At 57.9% G+C, this 15500-nt stretch carries 18 protein-coding genes and 1 tRNA gene; 10 read left to right on the plus strand and 9 right to left on the minus strand.

The annotated features are described in order from the left end of the window. Positions 1–69 precede the first annotated feature (69 nt). Positions 70–900, minus strand: coding sequence for a DUF6160 family protein (locus tag ACMG4N_RS11660; RefSeq protein WP_414431756.1), 831 nt, complete (start codon positions 898–900; stop codon positions 70–72). 304 nt (positions 901–1204) lie between these two features. On the opposite strand from ACMG4N_RS11660, the gene pabB reads away from it, so the two are divergent. Beyond that, entirely contained in the window at positions 1205–2362 is a 1158-nt protein-coding gene (gene pabB, locus ACMG4N_RS11665; protein ID WP_414433312.1) for an aminodeoxychorismate synthase component I, read from the plus strand. A gap of 144 nt (positions 2363–2506) precedes the next feature. Here the strand turns inward: pabB and thrH are convergent, their stop codons facing one another. After that, positions 2507–3124 (minus strand): bifunctional phosphoserine phosphatase/homoserine phosphotransferase ThrH, encoded by a 618-nt coding sequence (gene thrH, locus ACMG4N_RS11670; protein ID WP_297764046.1) that lies wholly within the window; start codon positions 3122–3124, stop codon positions 2507–2509. Positions 3125–3317: 193 nt separating this feature from the next. Further along, entirely contained in the window at positions 3318–4292 is a 975-nt protein-coding gene (gene cysB / locus ACMG4N_RS11675; RefSeq protein ID WP_414431757.1) for an HTH-type transcriptional regulator CysB, read from the minus strand. A gap of 179 nt (positions 4293–4471) precedes the next feature. Between cysB and ACMG4N_RS11680 the strand changes: the two genes are divergently transcribed. Beyond that, complete coding sequence (locus ACMG4N_RS11680) at positions 4472–5269, plus strand: sulfite exporter TauE/SafE family protein (protein ID WP_414431758.1); 798 nt, start codon at positions 4472–4474, stop codon at positions 5267–5269. Positions 5270–5385: 116 nt separating this feature from the next. Here ACMG4N_RS11680 and ACMG4N_RS11685 read toward each other — a convergent pair whose 3' ends face one another. Continuing rightward, positions 5386–6303 carry a 5'-nucleotidase gene (locus tag ACMG4N_RS11685; RefSeq protein WP_297764056.1) on the minus strand — a complete coding sequence of 306 codons (918 nt, stop codon included), beginning with the start codon at positions 6301–6303 and terminating at the stop codon, positions 5386–5388. Between the two features lie 405 nt (positions 6304–6708). Between ACMG4N_RS11685 and ACMG4N_RS11690 the strand changes: the two genes are divergently transcribed. Then, complete coding sequence (locus ACMG4N_RS11690) at positions 6709–7335, plus strand: hypothetical protein (RefSeq protein WP_414431760.1); 627 nt, start codon at positions 6709–6711, stop codon at positions 7333–7335. Positions 7336–7393: 58 nt separating this feature from the next. On the opposite strand, the gene ACMG4N_RS11695 is transcribed toward ACMG4N_RS11690, so the two are convergent. Next, on the minus strand, positions 7394–7783 hold the full coding sequence (locus tag ACMG4N_RS11695) for a PilZ domain-containing protein (RefSeq protein ID WP_273009543.1): 390 nt from the start codon (positions 7781–7783) through the stop codon (positions 7394–7396). Next, positions 7773–8450 carry a hypothetical protein gene (locus tag ACMG4N_RS11700; RefSeq protein ID WP_414431761.1) on the minus strand — a complete coding sequence of 226 codons (678 nt, stop codon included), beginning with the start codon at positions 8448–8450 and terminating at the stop codon, positions 7773–7775. The genes ACMG4N_RS11695 and ACMG4N_RS11700 overlap by 11 nt, the downstream gene beginning before the upstream one ends. 27 nt (positions 8451–8477) lie before the next feature. On the opposite strand from ACMG4N_RS11700, the gene ACMG4N_RS11705 reads away from it, so the two are divergent. Next, positions 8478–9215, plus strand: coding sequence for a DUF3108 domain-containing protein (locus tag ACMG4N_RS11705; RefSeq protein ID WP_297764064.1), 738 nt, complete (start codon positions 8478–8480; stop codon positions 9213–9215). 120 nt (positions 9216–9335) lie between these two features. Here ACMG4N_RS11705 and ACMG4N_RS11710 read toward each other — a convergent pair whose 3' ends face one another. Beyond that, positions 9336–9794: a DUF2489 domain-containing protein gene (locus tag ACMG4N_RS11710; RefSeq protein ID WP_286827491.1), complete on the minus strand. Its 459-nt coding sequence runs from the start codon at positions 9792–9794 to the stop codon at positions 9336–9338. Between the two features lie 123 nt (positions 9795–9917). Here ACMG4N_RS11710 and ACMG4N_RS11715 point away from each other — a divergent pair, with 123 nt between their 5' ends. The 5 genes from ACMG4N_RS11715 to mtnC all read left to right on the plus strand — a co-directional run bounded on the left by ACMG4N_RS11715 (position 9918) and on the right by mtnC (position 13370). Continuing rightward, entirely contained in the window at positions 9918–10373 is a 456-nt protein-coding gene (locus ACMG4N_RS11715) for a PGPGW domain-containing protein (protein ID WP_414431763.1), read from the plus strand. Next, positions 10363–11391 (plus strand): S-methyl-5-thioribose-1-phosphate isomerase, encoded by a 1029-nt coding sequence (gene mtnA, locus ACMG4N_RS11720; protein WP_414431765.1) that lies wholly within the window; start codon positions 10363–10365, stop codon positions 11389–11391. Before ACMG4N_RS11715 ends, mtnA begins: the two co-directional genes overlap by 11 nt. A gap of 4 nt (positions 11392–11395) precedes the next feature. Beyond that, positions 11396–12031 carry a methylthioribulose 1-phosphate dehydratase gene (locus ACMG4N_RS11725; RefSeq protein WP_414431766.1) on the plus strand — a complete coding sequence of 212 codons (636 nt, stop codon included), beginning with the start codon at positions 11396–11398 and terminating at the stop codon, positions 12029–12031. A gap of 4 nt (positions 12032–12035) precedes the next feature. Further along, complete coding sequence (locus tag ACMG4N_RS11730; protein WP_414431768.1) at positions 12036–12581, plus strand: 1,2-dihydroxy-3-keto-5-methylthiopentene dioxygenase; 546 nt, start codon at positions 12036–12038, stop codon at positions 12579–12581. A gap of 114 nt (positions 12582–12695) precedes the next feature. Further along, positions 12696–13370, plus strand: coding sequence for an acireductone synthase (mtnC, locus tag ACMG4N_RS11735; RefSeq protein ID WP_414431770.1), 675 nt, complete (start codon positions 12696–12698; stop codon positions 13368–13370). 104 nt (positions 13371–13474) lie between these two features. On the opposite strand, the gene ACMG4N_RS11740 is transcribed toward mtnC, so the two are convergent. Then, positions 13475–14581: a methyltransferase gene (locus ACMG4N_RS11740; protein ID WP_414431772.1), complete on the minus strand. Its 1107-nt coding sequence runs from the start codon at positions 14579–14581 to the stop codon at positions 13475–13477. A 141-nt stretch (positions 14582–14722) separates the two neighbouring features. Between ACMG4N_RS11740 and ACMG4N_RS11745 the strand changes: the two genes are divergently transcribed. Beyond that, positions 14723–14799, plus strand: a tRNA-Pro gene (locus ACMG4N_RS11745). A gap of 64 nt (positions 14800–14863) precedes the next feature. Here ACMG4N_RS11745 and ACMG4N_RS11750 read toward each other — a convergent pair. After that, entirely contained in the window at positions 14864–15493 is a 630-nt protein-coding gene (locus ACMG4N_RS11750) for a YbhB/YbcL family Raf kinase inhibitor-like protein (protein ID WP_414431773.1), read from the minus strand. Positions 15494–15500: the final 7 nt, after the last annotated feature.

A 15500-nucleotide genomic window follows, 5' to 3' on the forward strand; every position in this document is an offset into this window, starting at 1 on the left:
AAACCGATACCATAGAACAAGAAAACCCGGCCTGAGCCGGGTTTCTTGTTTCAAAGTGACCAGTAAACTTTATTTGCCAGCAATTACCAGGTCGCCAGTCAGATCAAGGCCGATCAGTTCAACATCGCCAATAGAACCGGAAGCAGCGGTACCCAGCTTAAGGTCAGTCATGCGGACATCCATGCCGGTAGCCCCACCCAAACCAGCGAGACCAATGTGCAAGCCATCAGCCTCAATGTTGATCCCGGTGTTCAGCGTCAGATCCGTACCAGCGTTGTCAACAACCTGCAGATCAGTGATCAAGCTGCCACCACTGTTTGCATCGCTCACGGAGAAGCCAGTCAGGCTGATGCCACCGGAAATGGTGGTGTTCAGGGCAATCATGTTGCCTTGCGGCTCGTTACCCAGCTGGATATTCAGGGTGGTTGCGCCCAGAGTCATGGAGCCAAGGTTCAGAACACTGGCAACAGTACCAGTAGAGGACCAAGTGCCACCAGCAACGCCAGTAGTAGTGTTCACAGTACGACCGGAATCCGCAACACCCACAGACCCCAGAGCAACAGTAAGGCCAGTTGGCAGGCTCACACCAATGTTCAGGGTCGGTGAAGTACCACCATTCGTATCGATATCAATATCAATGCTGTCAGTGGTGTTAGCGCGAGTGATGGCAAAACCGCTGATTACCAGGGCACCAGAGTCGGCAGTAGCAACACCATTCCCGGTGAAACCATCCTTATCGTGAACTTTCAGCCCAGCAGTAACATCAGATGCCAGAGAGATGGAAATACCATCCTGACCAGTCACACCGGACAGAGCGCTATCTTCCATGGCTTCCATGGAAAAACCGGTAGCCGGGAGGGCTGCAACGGCGGCCGCCAGAGCAAGCTTCTTGAATTTCATTGTTATCTCCTCGTGTGCACAACGTTTTGTTGTAATCGTTTGGGTGCCACGTTTGATCGGCACGCATCTAAGTTAACACAATGGTTACAAAAACAAATGCATCCGTTACAAAACTCGATGACGTCACTTTAATAGCATAGGTATTTGTTTTTATTAGTTTTTGTACTCATGTGCACGCTCGTATCAATCGAACACAGATGTAAACATTATGCCGATTAGAGTCTATCTGTTACGCGCAGTAACAGAGTTGGGCAAGTTTCAGCCCGACAGGTAGACTAGTCGCTCCTGAACCTGGTTGCCCATGATGTCACCGAGCTGTCTCTTCAATAATACAAACGGACTAGTCGCACTAAGCCGGCCCGCGCTAACGCTATCTGCCAATAGCAAGGCAGAGCTTGTCACTTGTGTTCGGGAAGCGGAAAAAGCCCTGAAGGGAGGCTTCACCTTTGCTGCCGGAGTACTGCCTTATGAGGCTGGGGCCTGGTTGAGAGGGGCAATCACCCCCTCCTTCTTGCGCAGCAGCGGGGACCAAAGCCATTCTGTCATGCCTGCAGTTATTCACCTCTATAAGAACGGCCCCAAGCCCGTCCGCGGCCTGAAGAGCCGCCAGGCAACGACATCCTTTTCCCTCGAAGGGGAATTTAAGGCAGAACAAAGTCGGGAGAATTATCTTCGCAGCCTGGCGCGGATCAAGGATTATCTGGCTGCCGGCGACTGTTACCAGGTCAATCTGGCCCAGCGTTTCAGCGCCCACTTCCACGGCGATCCCCTTACCGCCTGGCTAGCGCTACAAGAGGCACACCCTGCCCCACACAGTTGCTACTTTGATGCCGGAGACAGTCAGATATTCGGGGTCTCGCCGGAGCGTTTTCTGTCTATCCGTAACCGACAGGTGATGTCCGAGCCGATCAAGGGCTCGCGCCCGCGTGGCAATACTCCTGAAGAAGATCAGGCTTTTGGCGATGAGCTGCTCTCCAACCCCAAGGATCGCGCGGAAAACCTGATGATCGTGGACCTGCTACGCAATGATCTGGGGGCCTGCTGTGAGCCCGGCAGCATTCAGGCAGATCCGCTTTTCGAGTTACGCCGTTTCAGCAACGTGCAACATCTGGTCAGCACAGTGACTGGCACCCTGCGCCGGGATCTATCCCCACTGGATGCTCTGCTCGGCGCATTTCCCGGCGGCTCTATCACCGGTGCTCCGAAGAAGCGGGCCATGGAGATTATTGCCGAGCTGGAGCCAGCGCCCCGTGGCGCCTACTGCGGGAGCTTCTTCTGGATGGACAACCGGGGAAATCTGGACAGCAACATTCTTATTCGCACACTGCAAACCGAAGGCGACAGGCTCTATTGTCATGGCGGGGGCGGTATCGTGTTCGATTCTGTGCCGGAGGCGGAATATGAGGAGAGCTGCTTTAAAGTTGCCAAGCTGATGGGGGCGCTGGAAGAACGGTTTCTGTAATCAGCACTAGCAGTACGCCTCAGGTAACACTCTAAAGCCAAGCCCTTCTATCAAAAAGCCGCGCCCGGATTCTGGGCGCGGCTTTTTCGTTTCCAGCTCATGGTATACACGCTTCACGCTAGTGCACGAAGCGTGTTGCCTGCCTTAAAGCGGGATATCCCGAGGGCTCGCTTTGACGATTTCCTTTTTCAGGTCCTCGTAGCTGTGCACGGCGGGGAACTGGGGGAATTCGGCAATCACATTGTCCGGGGCGTGGAACAGAATGCCCTGTTCCGCTTCTGACAACATGGTGGTGTCGTTGTAGGAATCACCTGCCGCGATGCAGTGGTAGTTCAAGGAATGGAATGCCTTGATGGATGCCCGCTTGGGATCTTTCTGGCGCAGCTTGTAGTCGGTGATCCTGCCGTTTTCGTCCACTTCCAGGCGATGGCAAAACAGGGTCGGCCAACCCAGCTTCTTCATCAGCGGCCTGGCAAACTCGTAGAAGGTGTCGGAAAGGATGATCAGCTGGAAGTTCTCACGCGCCCACTCGACAAACTCTTTGGCACCCTCCATGGGGTCCAGGGTATCGATGACTTCCTGGATGTCGGGTAGCCCGTAGCCATGCTCATCCAAAATGCGCAGGCGCATGCGCATCAGCTCGTCATAGTCCGGAATGTCCCGGGTAGTGGCACGCAGCTCGTCGATACCGGTCTTTTCCGCAAAGTTGATCCAGATTTCGGGGATCAACACCCCTTCCAGGTCCAGGCACAGCAATTCCACGGTTTTCCCCTTTGGGTTAATAAGGCGCGCACAATGTAGCGGCGCCCCGGGGGCTTTGCAACGGGGAGGCTGGATTTGGGGTAATGCAATTGTGTGAAAGTGGATCTTATGGGGTGATGCGCACACCGCCCAGGGGCCAGGCTTTGCCCGCTTACCGCCATGCGAGCATCGCGCCCAAAGCGGTTTGCGACTGTCAGCGAATGGGCAGCTCGATGCCCTCGAACAGGGCTTCACGCTCCTCCCGGTTGGGGGCCTTGATGGCGGCATCCACCTGATCCCGCGTCAGGTGCGGCGCAAAGGCCTCCAGGAAGTCATACATGAAGCCGCGCAGGAAGGTCCCCTTGCGGAAACCGATACGCGTGGTGCTGGATTCGAACAAGTGCCCGGCATCCAGCGCTACCAGCCCCTTGTCTTCCACAGGATCCACGGCCATGTGAGCAATGATTCCCACCCCCATGCCCAGGCGGACATAGGTTTTGATCACATCCGCATCAGCAGCGGTGAACACCACTTTCGGCTCCAGACCCTTGTCGACAAAGGCATCATCCAGCTTGCTGCGGCCGGTAAAGCCGAACACGTAGGTGACAATGGGGTACTCCGCCAGGGCTTCCAGAGTCAGCGGCGTCACCTTGGTCAGTGGATGTCCCTCCGGCACCACCACTGTCCGGTTCCAGCGATAACAGGGCATCATCACCAGATCCGTGAACAGGTCCAGGGCTTCCGTGGCGATGGCAAAATCCACACTGCCGTTGGCAGCCAGCTCGGAGATCTGCATGGGAGTGCCCTGATGCATGTGCAGGGACACATCCGGGAAACGGCCAGTGAACTGCTGGATCACCGGCGGCAAGGCATAGCGGGCCTGGGTGTGGGTAGTGGCAATGCTGAGTTCGCCACGGGATTCATCCCGGTATTCCTGGGAGACCCGACGGATCGATTCGGTCTGCTGGAGGATTTCGCCGACAATCTTGAGGATCGCCTGGCCTGCCGGAGTGATATGGGTCAGGTGCTTGCCGCTACGGGCAAAGACCTCGACGCCGAGTTCATCCTCCAGCATGCGGATCTGCTTGCTGATACCCGGCTGGGAGGTGAAAAGCGCCGCGGCGGTGGCAGACACATTCAGATCATGGCGGGCCACTTCCCAAATGTAGCGTAGTTGCTGCAGTTTCATCCTTGCCTCCGCAATCGGAACACGGCGCCAGACTCAGTCACTATCCATTGTGGCAAATCAGGATATCAACTCAACCTGGTTATAAAAATATGAATAATTATTCGTTCAAAGCATAGATAACCGTCTTTATAGTAGCCCCGTCAAGTACTTCTCCCACAGAACCTGCCTGGAGCCACTGTATGCCGATACTGCAACCGGAGCTGCTTCTCTATATAAGCGCCGGTGCGCTGGTCGGTTTTGCTGTTGGCCTCACCGGGGTCGGTGGCGGCTCGCTGATGACTCCGCTCCTGCTCCTGTTCGGTTTCCCGCCCCAGGTTGCCATCGGCACCGACCTGCTTTATGCCGCCGTTACCAAATCTTCCGGCATGGTGATGCATGCCCGTCGCCGCAACGTGGACTGGACCATTATGAAACGCATGGCGGCCGGTAGCATCCCTGCCGCCCTGCTCACCGCGGCGGCGCTCTGGTTGCTGGCTTCCGATGCCGACGACTATGCCCCCTTGCTGACAACGGCGCTGGGTATAACCCTGATCGTCACCGCCCTGGTGCTACTGTTCAAGCATCGTCTGCAGGCGATAGTGAACCACCGCCCATCTGGCTTACTGGGATCCGCTCAGCACCGGGCCGGCGTGTGGACTGTGGCAATGGGAATTCTGCTGGGCGTGTTCGTGACTCTGTCCTCGGTGGGCGCCGGCGCCATCGGTACCGCCGTATTGCTGATCCTCTACCCTGCCCTGGCACCGATTCGGGTAGTGGGTACTGATCTGGCCCATGCGGTCCCCCTTACCCTGATCGCCGGCCTGGGCCATCTGGCTCTTGGCCATGTGGACCTGAGTCTGCTGGCTGCCCTGCTGATGGGGTCCCTGCCGGCGATCTACATTGGCACGCATGTGGGCCATCGGGTACCCAACCACATCATGCACCCGGTATTGGTGACGGTTTTGTTGGCGCTGGGGATCAAGTATGCGGTGTTTTGAAGGAAGTCCCTGCTAAAGACGTAGGAGCTATGCCTGCATGGCGAACAGTCGCACTGTCTCAACCAGGTTCGCCGGTTCCGGCAGGATCTGAGAAAGCCTCGGGCTAATGCGCGATCTCAGGCTTCCCCACTTTTTCGCCGATTGGCCACACCATGGGGGACATGGCCGGCCGCCACATGTCGGGCGGCGGATTCGCAGTGGCCCTGTTGATCATCAAAGAACACATCGGCACCGAACGCCCGCAGGAAATCCCCTTTCGCCAAGCCTCCCAGAAACAGACTTTCGTCCAGGCGGATATTCCAGTCACGCAGGGTTCGCACTACCCGTTCGTGGGCAGGAGCGCCCCGGGCGGTCACCAGAGCCGTTCGGATCGGGCAGGATGCCACCGGAAAGCTGTCCTGCAGTTGATGCAAGGCTGCCAGGAAAGGCTTGAACGGGCCGCCGTCCAGTGGCTGACGTGCGGAGCGTTTTTCATTCTCGGTGAAAGCCTCCAGGCCATCACTCTGGAAAATCTGTTCCGACTCATCGGAAAACAGCACCGCGTCGCCATCAAAGGCAATCCGCAAAATGCCATCCGGGCGCTGACACTGGCCGCCGGAAAGAATGGTGGCAGCTGCATAGCCGGCTTCCAGTACCTGCTGTACGTCATCCGGGTCGGTGGACAGAAACAGGTGGGCGCCGAACGCAGACACATAACGGTGGGGGCTTTGCCCGCCGGCAAAGGCCGCACGGGTGATCGGCAATCCGTAATGCTCAATGGAGTTGAAGACCCGCAGGCCGGTATCAGAGCTGTTGCGCGACAGCAGAATGACTTCGACCCGCCCCTTTCCCTCTTTCAGTTCGTTTATAGCCAGCAGCTTCTGCACCAGCGTGAAGGCATCCCCCGGCTCCAGCACATCGTCTTCATGACGGGTCTGGTAATCCTGAAACGCTTCCAGGCCCTCTTCCAGGTAGACCTTGTGGCTGTCTGCAAGATTGAACAAGGCACGTGAGCTGATCGCGATAACCAGCTTGCCATCAAAGGAAACCGGCATGATATGTCCCGGGTGAAGGTGAGTTTCGCCCAGTATCCTGCGCGCCACTTTGAATCGCAACAGCACAACGCAGCACCAGGTGTGCCAGTGCTTTAGCAGGAGGTGATCCCTGTGTTGCAGTGTGGTCTGATTCGCGATCCAGGCATTGCTTCGCTACCGGTTTCGTCTGTCTCTTCGTGCACGACAACCGCTGTTACTTGCCTGCGCCCTCCTCCGAGGGCCGCAATCAAACCGCTTCTGATAAGTCGCGCCCGGCGTTCTTTAATTGATCAATGGTTGTTCAGTCGTAGGATGTGGCATAAAGTTGCTACAGCAACGGCGTTGCACGTTACTATTGAATCCGGGCATTGCTGCTCTCCAGCACAAAGCCACTACGAACAATCCGAAGGGGAAAGGGAGTCATCCATGGCTGCTAGCAAGGTGAAAGATACTGTCGAGGAACTTCAGGCTCAGATTCGCAAGCTGGCTGAGCGCTTCGACAAGGAACGCGAGAAACAGATCAGTCAACTTGAGAAACAGCTGGAGAAGGTGCGCGATCGCCTTAACCAGGAAATGAAGCGTCAGCGGGAGTACTTCGCCAAAGTTGAAAAGCTGCAGGCGGAATACCGTGACCGTGCCACCGCCACCGTCAAGAAACAGATCGAGCGCGCCCGCAAGGCGGCAGAAGATGCCCGCAAACAGGTGGAAACCTCCCAGGGCCGCAAGCGCATCCTGGAAACCGAGGTTCGGGTTCTGAAGGCCACCGCCAAGCAGGCCCACAGCCTGTCCCGGGTTATCGGTCAGTACGAGAAAGACCTGGAAAAACGCGCCAAGGAAATTGAGCGCCGTGTAGCGCCCAAGAAAGCGGCTTCCAAAAAAGCACCGGCGAAGAAGAAAGCAGCTGCCAAGAAGGCTGCTACTCGCAAGGCTCCTGCCAAGAAGAAAGCAGCTGCCAAAAAGGCCCCCGCCAAGAAAGCAGCTGCCAAGAAGAAAGCACCTGCCAAGCGGGCTCCCGCCAAGAAGAAAGCCGCAGCGCCTTCTTCAGGCAACTGAGCCAAGCCACTATCAAAAAAGCCGCCTCAGGGCGGCTTTTTTGTATTCGCAATCAGTCTTACCCCTGCGGGGAAAGCTGTTCTTCCATTCCTGCCAGATAACGGATTTGATGCTGCCGCGCGTCGCCAGCCAACTCACGCAAGTTGGAATAGGTGCGTAAACCAATCCGGTATGCCTGTCCCGCCCGATGACAACTGACCACTTCTGCCGATACCTGACGCAGAATCATGCCAGGCGCATACAAGTCCAGCTTGAGGCGGGCACCCCGTGACAGACTCACCGGTGACGTCAGACCCACTCCATAGCGGTTGTAGTCCATGGCCTTGGCACGGGTCACAAAGCGCCATCCGCCAATCAATCGGTGGCGAAAGATATCTACCCGCATTTGGGTATTGATTCGTGCCAGCTTGCGGCGGTTGGCACCGCGGTTTTCCCTGCTATCCATCATCGAACCGTATCAGCATCTGATCAAAATAACGCACCACCGCCGTCCTGGCGCTGGCCTCCATGCCCGGCAACCCCTTGTGAGTGGCTGATGCCGTCGCTTTACAAATTGTAACACGAGCAGCCGATACTAATGCACGGTTTACCCGCCCCAATGTCAGACAAGCTACGGAGTTGTCCATGAAATGAGTGATCGCGCCATCATTGATCGCTTGCATCACATCCAGCAGTCCGGCCATGTCTTCTTCGCCAAGCAACCCTGCCTGGAACACCAGGCAGGCCTTTTCTGCCATGGCCGGTCTGAGGGGGTAAGCCACATACAATTTGCCACCTTGATAACGGCGCAGATTCTGGAAATATCGAGCCAGAGCCAGTTGCTCGTCGAGCGTGGTATTTTTCATCAAGCGAGCAATCAGACTGTTCGCTGACCGGTTTATCACTCTCATGGCACCCAGAATCAACCTTGCCGATGCCCCCTTTGCCTCGGCGGCTTGCAGCGGCCCCTTGAAGAACACAGACAGCACTTCATCGACAAAAGGCACAACCAGAGCATCCAGTTCTTCAAGGTGACAACGTCCGGGCTCAGCCAGCATGCCATCAATAAAGCCTTCAATGGACTGCTGAAGGGGTTGTGAGGCCTCGAACGCAATGTGGAGCGTGCTATCATCCATACTCATTTAACTGGGGACACTGGGAAAGTGGCGAATCATACTGTAATCCTGCGGCCCTTACGGCTGCTGTCGGGCCTGCTGCTTTTGGCGTCCCAGTCATTGTTTGCTCAACCCGGCGATCAGCCTGCCCCCTTCCCGATAGCGCTCCAGCCTGCTGAAGCCGAGTACCGCGTTGTGGTCAATGGCATCCCCCTGGGCCTCAATGCCACCATCCGGCTCACGCAGGAAGAGCAGGACTACCGACTGCATTTCCGGATTGAAAATCGCCTGTTTCAACATGAAGAAATCGCCACCTTCCGCTGGCATGATTGCACCGCTCGCCCCCATCACTATCGCCATGCCAGCGCCGGCTTCGGCCTGCGCCGCGAAGGGGAGATTGTGTTTGACTGGCAAGACCGTGAAGCCCAGGGCAGCAAGGCGATCTATCCACTGGTCGATGAGGCGCTGGATGCCTTGAGTGTCGCCATGGTGGCGCGCTGCAACATGGCCAGGGGAGACGCCGAGTTCAGTTATCCGGTAGCAGAACCAGACGGCATGGCAAACTACCAATACCGCTCTCTGGGTGTGGAAAATCTGGAGACTCCCGCCGGAGACTGGGATGCCGCCAGTATAGAGCGGGATTATCCGGAGCGGGGCAAGCGCTCCCGGTTCTGGGCAGCCCGGGAGCTGGATTACTTCATGGTCCGCATGGACCATCAGGAAAATCTGTTCGTGCGGGGGCGCATTGAGTTGACGTCGTTCCGTTATCTGGCTACGAACCCCTGAACCCTCCTCATCGGCTGCCCTTTGTCGCCAGGAAAGGCAGCCACCCGCCCCTCGCGACAAAGCACAACAACTGTTCCCTTCAGGCCAGGCTGAGTACGCAAAAAGTGATTGAGAGGGCCTCTAGACTCTCAAGCCGCTCCGCCAGGTTGGCAGCACTTTTGCCAGGCGGCGAGTCGCCTGGTTCACCACCTCATCCTGATCCTCTTCCAGCTGCCAGCGACGGGAATCCTGCTGGAATCGCGCCCGGGGGGTCAGCTCCTGGCGCTGCTCACCACGATCAAATTGTTGACAGGTTTCGGCAAACTGATGGATGGCAGCCAGATCCACTTTCGGTTCGATGCTGTCAGGCAGGCAATCCAACAGGGCACTGATACGAATGGAGGCCTCGCTTAACTCCACCTGTTTCTGCTCCACAGCGCGGCACAACACGTCAAGACTCTCGATAATGTGCACCTGCTGAGCGCGGGTTTCCCGAGCCTCACGGCGGGCCAGCCAGAATCGCCAAAGCACCAGGCCCAGGGCTGCACCAATCAACAGCCCAATCAAGGCTGCCAGTATAAGTTGTCCGGCCTGGGCCATAACGCATTCTCCTTGGAGTCTGTGAAGATAAAAAGCCATGCCGTCGGCATTGAAAATCCTTGGGCATAGCCGCATTGTACGCGGCACACTCTCTCTGCTACAGCACCGCAAACCGGAGGCCCATTGAACGCAGAGTTACCCGTCTGGCTGAAGCCATTGGCCCAGCAACTGGAACCCTGGCTGCCGGCACTCACGGTAAGCGGTATTGTCATGGCCCTGGCCTCCTGTGTCGCCATTCCCTGGCTATTACTGCGCATGCCTGAGGATTATTTCACCGAGAGCTATCAGCCCCACACCCATCGAGGCCCTCTGGCGTGGTGTTTCTGGCTGATTCGAAACGTCCTGGCGATATTATTACTGGTTGCTGGCATTGTGATGCTGGTGCTTCCCGGGCAAGGGCTGCTGACCATTCTGATAGCATTAATGGCCAGCACTTTTCCGGGGAAATACCGTCTGGAACGCGCTATCATGCGCCGCCCTGGCGTCTTCCGGACAGCCAACTGGATTCGCCGTAAATACCACAGAACACCCCTGAAACATCCTGACGGACATGACAAGGACATCACCGATGGCCATTAACAGCGCTGCCATCCGTTGGCATGACGACCACCTCGAGCTGCTCGACCAGCGACGTCTTCCGGCGGAAACCATCTGGCTGCCGATCCACGGCAGCGACGATGCCGCTACCGCCATTCATGACATGGTGGTTCGCGGCGCACCTGCCATTGGCATCACCGCCGCCTACGGCCTCGCCCTGGAGGCTGCGCGTCTGGGCGATGACGCTTCAGCGTTGGCGCTCGCGCCTGCCATTGCCACCCTTGCCGCCAGCCGCCCTACGGCCGTCAATCTGTTCTGGGCCCTGGAGCGTCTGCAGGGAGTCGCCAGCGACCTTTCCGGTGCCGCGCTCATCAGCGCCCTCAAAGCCGATGCGCAGGCTATTCACCAGGAAGACCTGGCGGCCAATCAACGCATGGGCGAACTGGGTGCCGATCTGCTGCCAGACAACGCCAGCGTCTATACCCACTGCAACACCGGTGCCCTGGCTACCGGCGGTCATGGCACGGCGCTCGGTATCATCCGCACCGCCTGGTCACGCGGTAACCTGCAGGAAGTCTACGCCGGGGAAACCCGGCCCTGGCTGCAAGGCAGCCGCCTGACCAGCTGGGAACTGCTCAACGACGGCATCCCTGTCACGCTTGTCGCCGACAGTGCCGCCGGCCAGCTTATGCAGCAGGGCAAGGTCCAGGCCGTGATCGTGGGTGCCGACCGCATTACCGCCAACGGCGATACGGCCAACAAGATCGGCACCTACAATCTGGCCGTGTTGGCACGCCACCACGGCATTCCCTTTATCGTTGCGGCACCACTGTCTACCCTTGATGCAGAACTGCCCGATGGCAGCCACATTGTTATCGAAGAGCGTGACGCCAGCGAAGTGCGCAGCATTCAGGGCAAGACGCTGGCACCGGCCCACTGCCCGGTGTACAACCCGGCGTTTGATGTGACACCCGCAGAACTGATCACCGCCATCGTCACCGAGCGGGGCGTGATACGAGCCCCCACCACCGATACACTATTGGCACATCTTCGTGGATAAAAACATGATTGAGCGCCCCTACTCTACCGCCGTTTACCGGGATGCTGCCCATGCCCTGGCAACCACTGGCCAGCGCATCTATCGGCAGGGCTGGTCGCCGGCCACCAGCAGCAACTACTCCGTGCGCCTGAATGCCACCCATGCGGCGATTACCCGCTCCGGCAAGGACAAGGCACTGCTGCAGGAAACCGATATCATGGCCGTGGACATGAACGGCCAGGCCGCCAGCGATGGCAAGCCATCGGCAGAAACCCTGCTGCATACCCAACTGTACCGTCGCCATGACGCCGTGGGCGCCGTCCTGCATACCCACAGCCATGCCAGCACGGTGCTGACCATGCACTGGCCCGCCAACAGCATCACCCTGGAAGGCTACGAGCTGCTCAAGGCCCTGGAAGGCTTTACGACCCATGACAGCCGACTGGTCATCCCGGTATTCGATAACACCCAGGATATTGCCGCTCTCGCCGACCAGGTGGATGCGGCCATGGCGGACGGTGATATTAGCCACGCCTACCTGATCCGCGGCCATGGTCTGTATACCTGGGCAAGCGATTTGCCAACCTGCTACCGTCAACTTGAAGCGCTGGAGACCCTGCTCGCCATAGAGCTGGATCGCCGCCGTTTGCAAGGAGTATGACCCCATGAGTGAACTGAAAATTTTCCACGACAGCCAACCCGACACCCTTGAGCAGCACCTGACTGACAAGGCATCCATGGCCAAAGCTCTGGCTGGAGCGGGTATTCGCTATGAACAGTGGCAAGCCACACAGGCCCTGCCCGACGCCCCACAACAGGAGCAGGTCATCGCCGCCTACAAGGCAGATATCGATCGCCTGATTGATGAGGAAGGCTATCAGACCGTGGACGTGGTCAGCATGGTGCCCGATCACCCTGAAAAAGCCGCCTTCCGACAGAAATTTCTGGAAGAGCACCGCCACAGCGAAGATGAAGTGCGCTTTTTCGTGGAAGGGCAGGGCCTGTTCACACTGCACATCAACGACAAGGTGTACGAAGTACTTTGCACCAAAGGCGACTTGATCAGCGTCCCCGCCAACACGCCACACTGGTTCGATATGGGCCCGAATCCCCGGTTCGTCGCCATCCGTCTGTTCAATAACCCGGAAGGCTGGGTGGCTGATTTTACCGGCAGTGATATCGCCCAATGCTTCAACCGCCTGGAAAACTGACACCGTCTCCCCGTCAGGAGCCATCGTTCGGATTGCGACAGTGCCCTCGCTTGTAACGCTGAGGTTGCTGTTCAGCAAACGGCTCCTGCAGACTATTCATTGTGTAGCGCAATCATGATTAAAGCCGTCGTCACCGACATTGAAGGCACCACCAGCAGCATTTCCTTCGTCAAGGAAGTCCTGTTCCCTTATGCCGCCAGACAATTTCCGGCGTTTCTCGAAACGCACTGGAATCAACCGGAGGTACAGGCACAGGTGGGCGCGGCCGAGCAGGAAAGCGGCCGCACTCTGGAAAGCCCAGCCTCGGCCAATGCACTCTTTCAGCAGTGGATCCGCGATGACCGTAAAGCCACCCCGCTAAAAGCCCTGCAAGGAATGATCTGGCAGGCCGGCTATCAGAATGGCGATTACACCGCCCATCTCTACCCTGATACTGCCGTTGCCCTGCAAGCCTGGAAGGAAAAAGGGCTGGACCTTTACGTCTACTCCTCCGGCTCCATCGCCGCCCAGAAACTGTTCTTCGGCTACAGCGATGAGGGGGATCTGACCGGTCTGCTGTCTGGCTATTTCGACACTACCTCTGGCCATAAACAGGAAACGGACAGCTACCGCACTATCCAGCAAGCCATCGGTTTGCCGGCGGAGCAGTTGCTGTTCCTGTCGGATATAGAGGCAGAACTGGATGCAGCGGCTGACGCGGGATTCCGGACTATTCGCTTGGACCGTGAAGGCAGCCAAGGGGAAAGTCGGCACCAGGTAGTCACTTCATTCGAAGAAATCGCCCTGTAGGACCGCACAACGGGGAATCGGAAAATGTAGGGTGCACTGAGCCTCAGGCGAACTGCACCGATTCGACGCCCGGATGGTGCAGTTCGCCTGAGGCTCAGTGCACACTACGAACAACGCCAGACGACGAATTTCTGGTTGCTGCCCAGCACCTCCACGTTGGTAAACAGTTTGCTCAGCAGCTTGTGATAGCCCAGGTGGCGGTTACCGATCACCCGCAGTTCCCCGCCTGCGTTCAGCGCCTGTTTCGCTTGCCGGAACAGGCGCCGCGCCACATGATCCCCGACCACATGCCCTTCATGAAACGGCGGGTTGAGAAGGATCAGATCAAAACGCGCATCGCACCCGGCCAGACCATCACCGAGATGAAATTCGCTGGTACTTTGCGGGTAATACCTGGCCACATTGTCACGGGCACTTTGCAGGGCCAGCCAGGATTCGTCGCAGAACACCAGATGACTGTCCGGGTGGGCCTGCAGCAGTGCCAGCCCGATCACGCCGTTGCCGCAGCCAAGGTCTGCCACCTTCGCCCCCGCCGTCAGACTGCCGGGAAGATGGGCCAGGAAAAACCGCGCCCCGATATCCAGCTGCTGCTGGGCAAACACCCCGGCGTGAACCGTCAACGGCCCCATGGGGCCCTCCACCTGGGTGGGGTACGGGGCGATTGCGAGCCGCTCACCGGGCGCCGTCGCACTGAACAGGCGTGCCTTCTTCCAGCCTAGCTCCGCCCGGCCCTTGCCCAGGTACTGCTCCATCAAGGGCACCAGTTGACGAGGCAGGTGCTTGTCCATGCCCGCCAGCCAGACCGGTGTGCCGCCCGCCAGCTGCTCACTGAGCCACTGCAGCTGCCATTCCAGTAGCGCCAGAGATTTGGGCACCCGCATGACCACCTGATCAGGGGCTTGCGACAGGTTATCAAACGGCCACAGGGTGGCTCCCGGCTCCGGCAGCTCATTGAGTAGGCAGTTATGGGTCAGTGCCCGGCTGGCCATGTAAGAATCGCCACTGCTGACCACTGGCCCATGGCGGCCTGCTGCCAAAGCCAGTGCCCCCTGCTGATCGTTGACCACCAGCGTTACCGGACCGGCATGACGTTCCTTGAGAGTCTTCAACAGGTAAAGGTCGGCACTGTCCCAGGCCTGCAGAGGCTCATTCCGGCGACGGGGCCAGCGCTGCAGGGTCAATTCGCCCCAGGGGTGCTCAAAGGTTGTCATACCATTCCTGCTTGCCGATCGATCAGAGCGCGCATTCTGCCTGCCCTGCTGGCTATTGGCCAGATTCTGCGCAAACAGCCGGGCGACACCTATTTAGGTATGGCATTTTGCAATTTCGCTGCTAGAATGCGCCAGCGAACTCGGAATATAGCTCAGCCTGGTAGAGCACTACGTTCGGGACGTAGGGGTCGCAGGTTCGAATCCTGCTATTCCGACCAATTCAGGTCCTTGTCATCAAGGGCCTACAAAAAAGGCCGCTTTTGCGGCCTTTTTTGTGTCTTCTCAGTCTGCCAATCTCGGGTTCAGTGTGTAGCTCACCGTGATACTGGCTTTGGCCAGCACATGCCCCTCCATGGCCGCCACAATGGCCGCCCCACTGAAGTCATCCTTGACCGGCAATGTGCTCACATCCAGTGCGTAAACGGTAAAGACATAACGATGCACAATGCTGTCGTTCCAGGGCGGACAGGGGCCGTCATAGCCGAAGTAACTCCCTTCCATATCCTCATCACCGGCAAACCAGCTGGTGTAGTCGTTAAGGCCATGCCGCAGACCCTGTGGAGCTGACGGTCCGTTTTTTCCCCTCGGTGTTATCCCCTGGCAATGGCTGCCTTCCATCAGCTCGCTCTGATCAGCGGAAATGTCGAACAAGGTCCAGTGATAGAAGTCCACCCGCGGCAAGTCGGCAGGGACTTCGCGGTCTTCCTGATTCACATCATCCCCCGCACTGGGCACATCCGGGTCATGACAGACCACCGCGAAAGAGCGGGTCCCGGCCGGCTCGCCTTTCCAGGCCAGATGAGGATTGATGTTGCTGGACAGAGCCACATGGTTGTCAGGGTCAATCACTGCGAAAGCGAACTTTTCAGCGATGGGAGCCTGATCGGTGAGGCTGTTACTGAGTAGCTCCATGATACAA

Source organism: Alcanivorax sp. IL2, from assembly GCF_047495475.1.
Taxonomy (GTDB): Bacteria; Pseudomonadota; Gammaproteobacteria; order Pseudomonadales; family Alcanivoracaceae; genus Alcanivorax.

What these genes read in the sequence shown, in the direction of transcription:
- ACMG4N_RS11660 (WP_414431756.1), bottom strand. Translation starts at nt 900, where the DNA reads ATGAAATTCAAGAAGCTTGCTCTGGCGGCCGCCGTTGCAGCCCTCCCG.
- pabB (WP_414433312.1), top strand. Translation starts at nt 1,205, where the DNA reads ATGTCACCGAGCTGTCTCTTCAATAATACAAACGGACTAGTCGCACTA.
- cysB (WP_414431757.1), bottom strand. Translation starts at nt 4,292, where the DNA reads ATGAAACTGCAGCAACTACGCTACATTTGGGAAGTGGCCCGCCATGAT.
- ACMG4N_RS11680 (WP_414431758.1), top strand. Translation starts at nt 4,472, where the DNA reads ATGCCGATACTGCAACCGGAGCTGCTTCTCTATATAAGCGCCGGTGCG.
- ACMG4N_RS11685 (WP_297764056.1), bottom strand. Translation starts at nt 6,303, where the DNA reads ATGCCGGTTTCCTTTGATGGCAAGCTGGTTATCGCGATCAGCTCACGT.
- ACMG4N_RS11690 (WP_414431760.1), top strand. Translation starts at nt 6,709, where the DNA reads ATGGCTGCTAGCAAGGTGAAAGATACTGTCGAGGAACTTCAGGCTCAG.
- ACMG4N_RS11695 (WP_273009543.1), bottom strand. Translation starts at nt 7,783, where the DNA reads ATGATGGATAGCAGGGAAAACCGCGGTGCCAACCGCCGCAAGCTGGCA.
- ACMG4N_RS11700 (WP_414431761.1), bottom strand. Translation starts at nt 8,450, where the DNA reads ATGGATGATAGCACGCTCCACATTGCGTTCGAGGCCTCACAACCCCTT.
- ACMG4N_RS11710 (WP_286827491.1), bottom strand. Translation starts at nt 9,794, where the DNA reads ATGGCCCAGGCCGGACAACTTATACTGGCAGCCTTGATTGGGCTGTTG.
- mtnA (WP_414431765.1), top strand. Translation starts at nt 10,363, where the DNA reads ATGGCCATTAACAGCGCTGCCATCCGTTGGCATGACGACCACCTCGAG.
- ACMG4N_RS11725 (WP_414431766.1), top strand. Translation starts at nt 11,396, where the DNA reads ATGATTGAGCGCCCCTACTCTACCGCCGTTTACCGGGATGCTGCCCAT.
- ACMG4N_RS11730 (WP_414431768.1), top strand. Translation starts at nt 12,036, where the DNA reads ATGAGTGAACTGAAAATTTTCCACGACAGCCAACCCGACACCCTTGAG.
- mtnC (WP_414431770.1), top strand. Translation starts at nt 12,696, where the DNA reads ATGATTAAAGCCGTCGTCACCGACATTGAAGGCACCACCAGCAGCATT.
- ACMG4N_RS11740 (WP_414431772.1), bottom strand. Translation starts at nt 14,581, where the DNA reads ATGACAACCTTTGAGCACCCCTGGGGCGAATTGACCCTGCAGCGCTGG.
- ACMG4N_RS11750 (WP_414431773.1), bottom strand. Translation starts at nt 15,493, where the DNA reads ATGGAGCTACTCAGTAACAGCCTCACCGATCAGGCTCCCATCGCTGAA.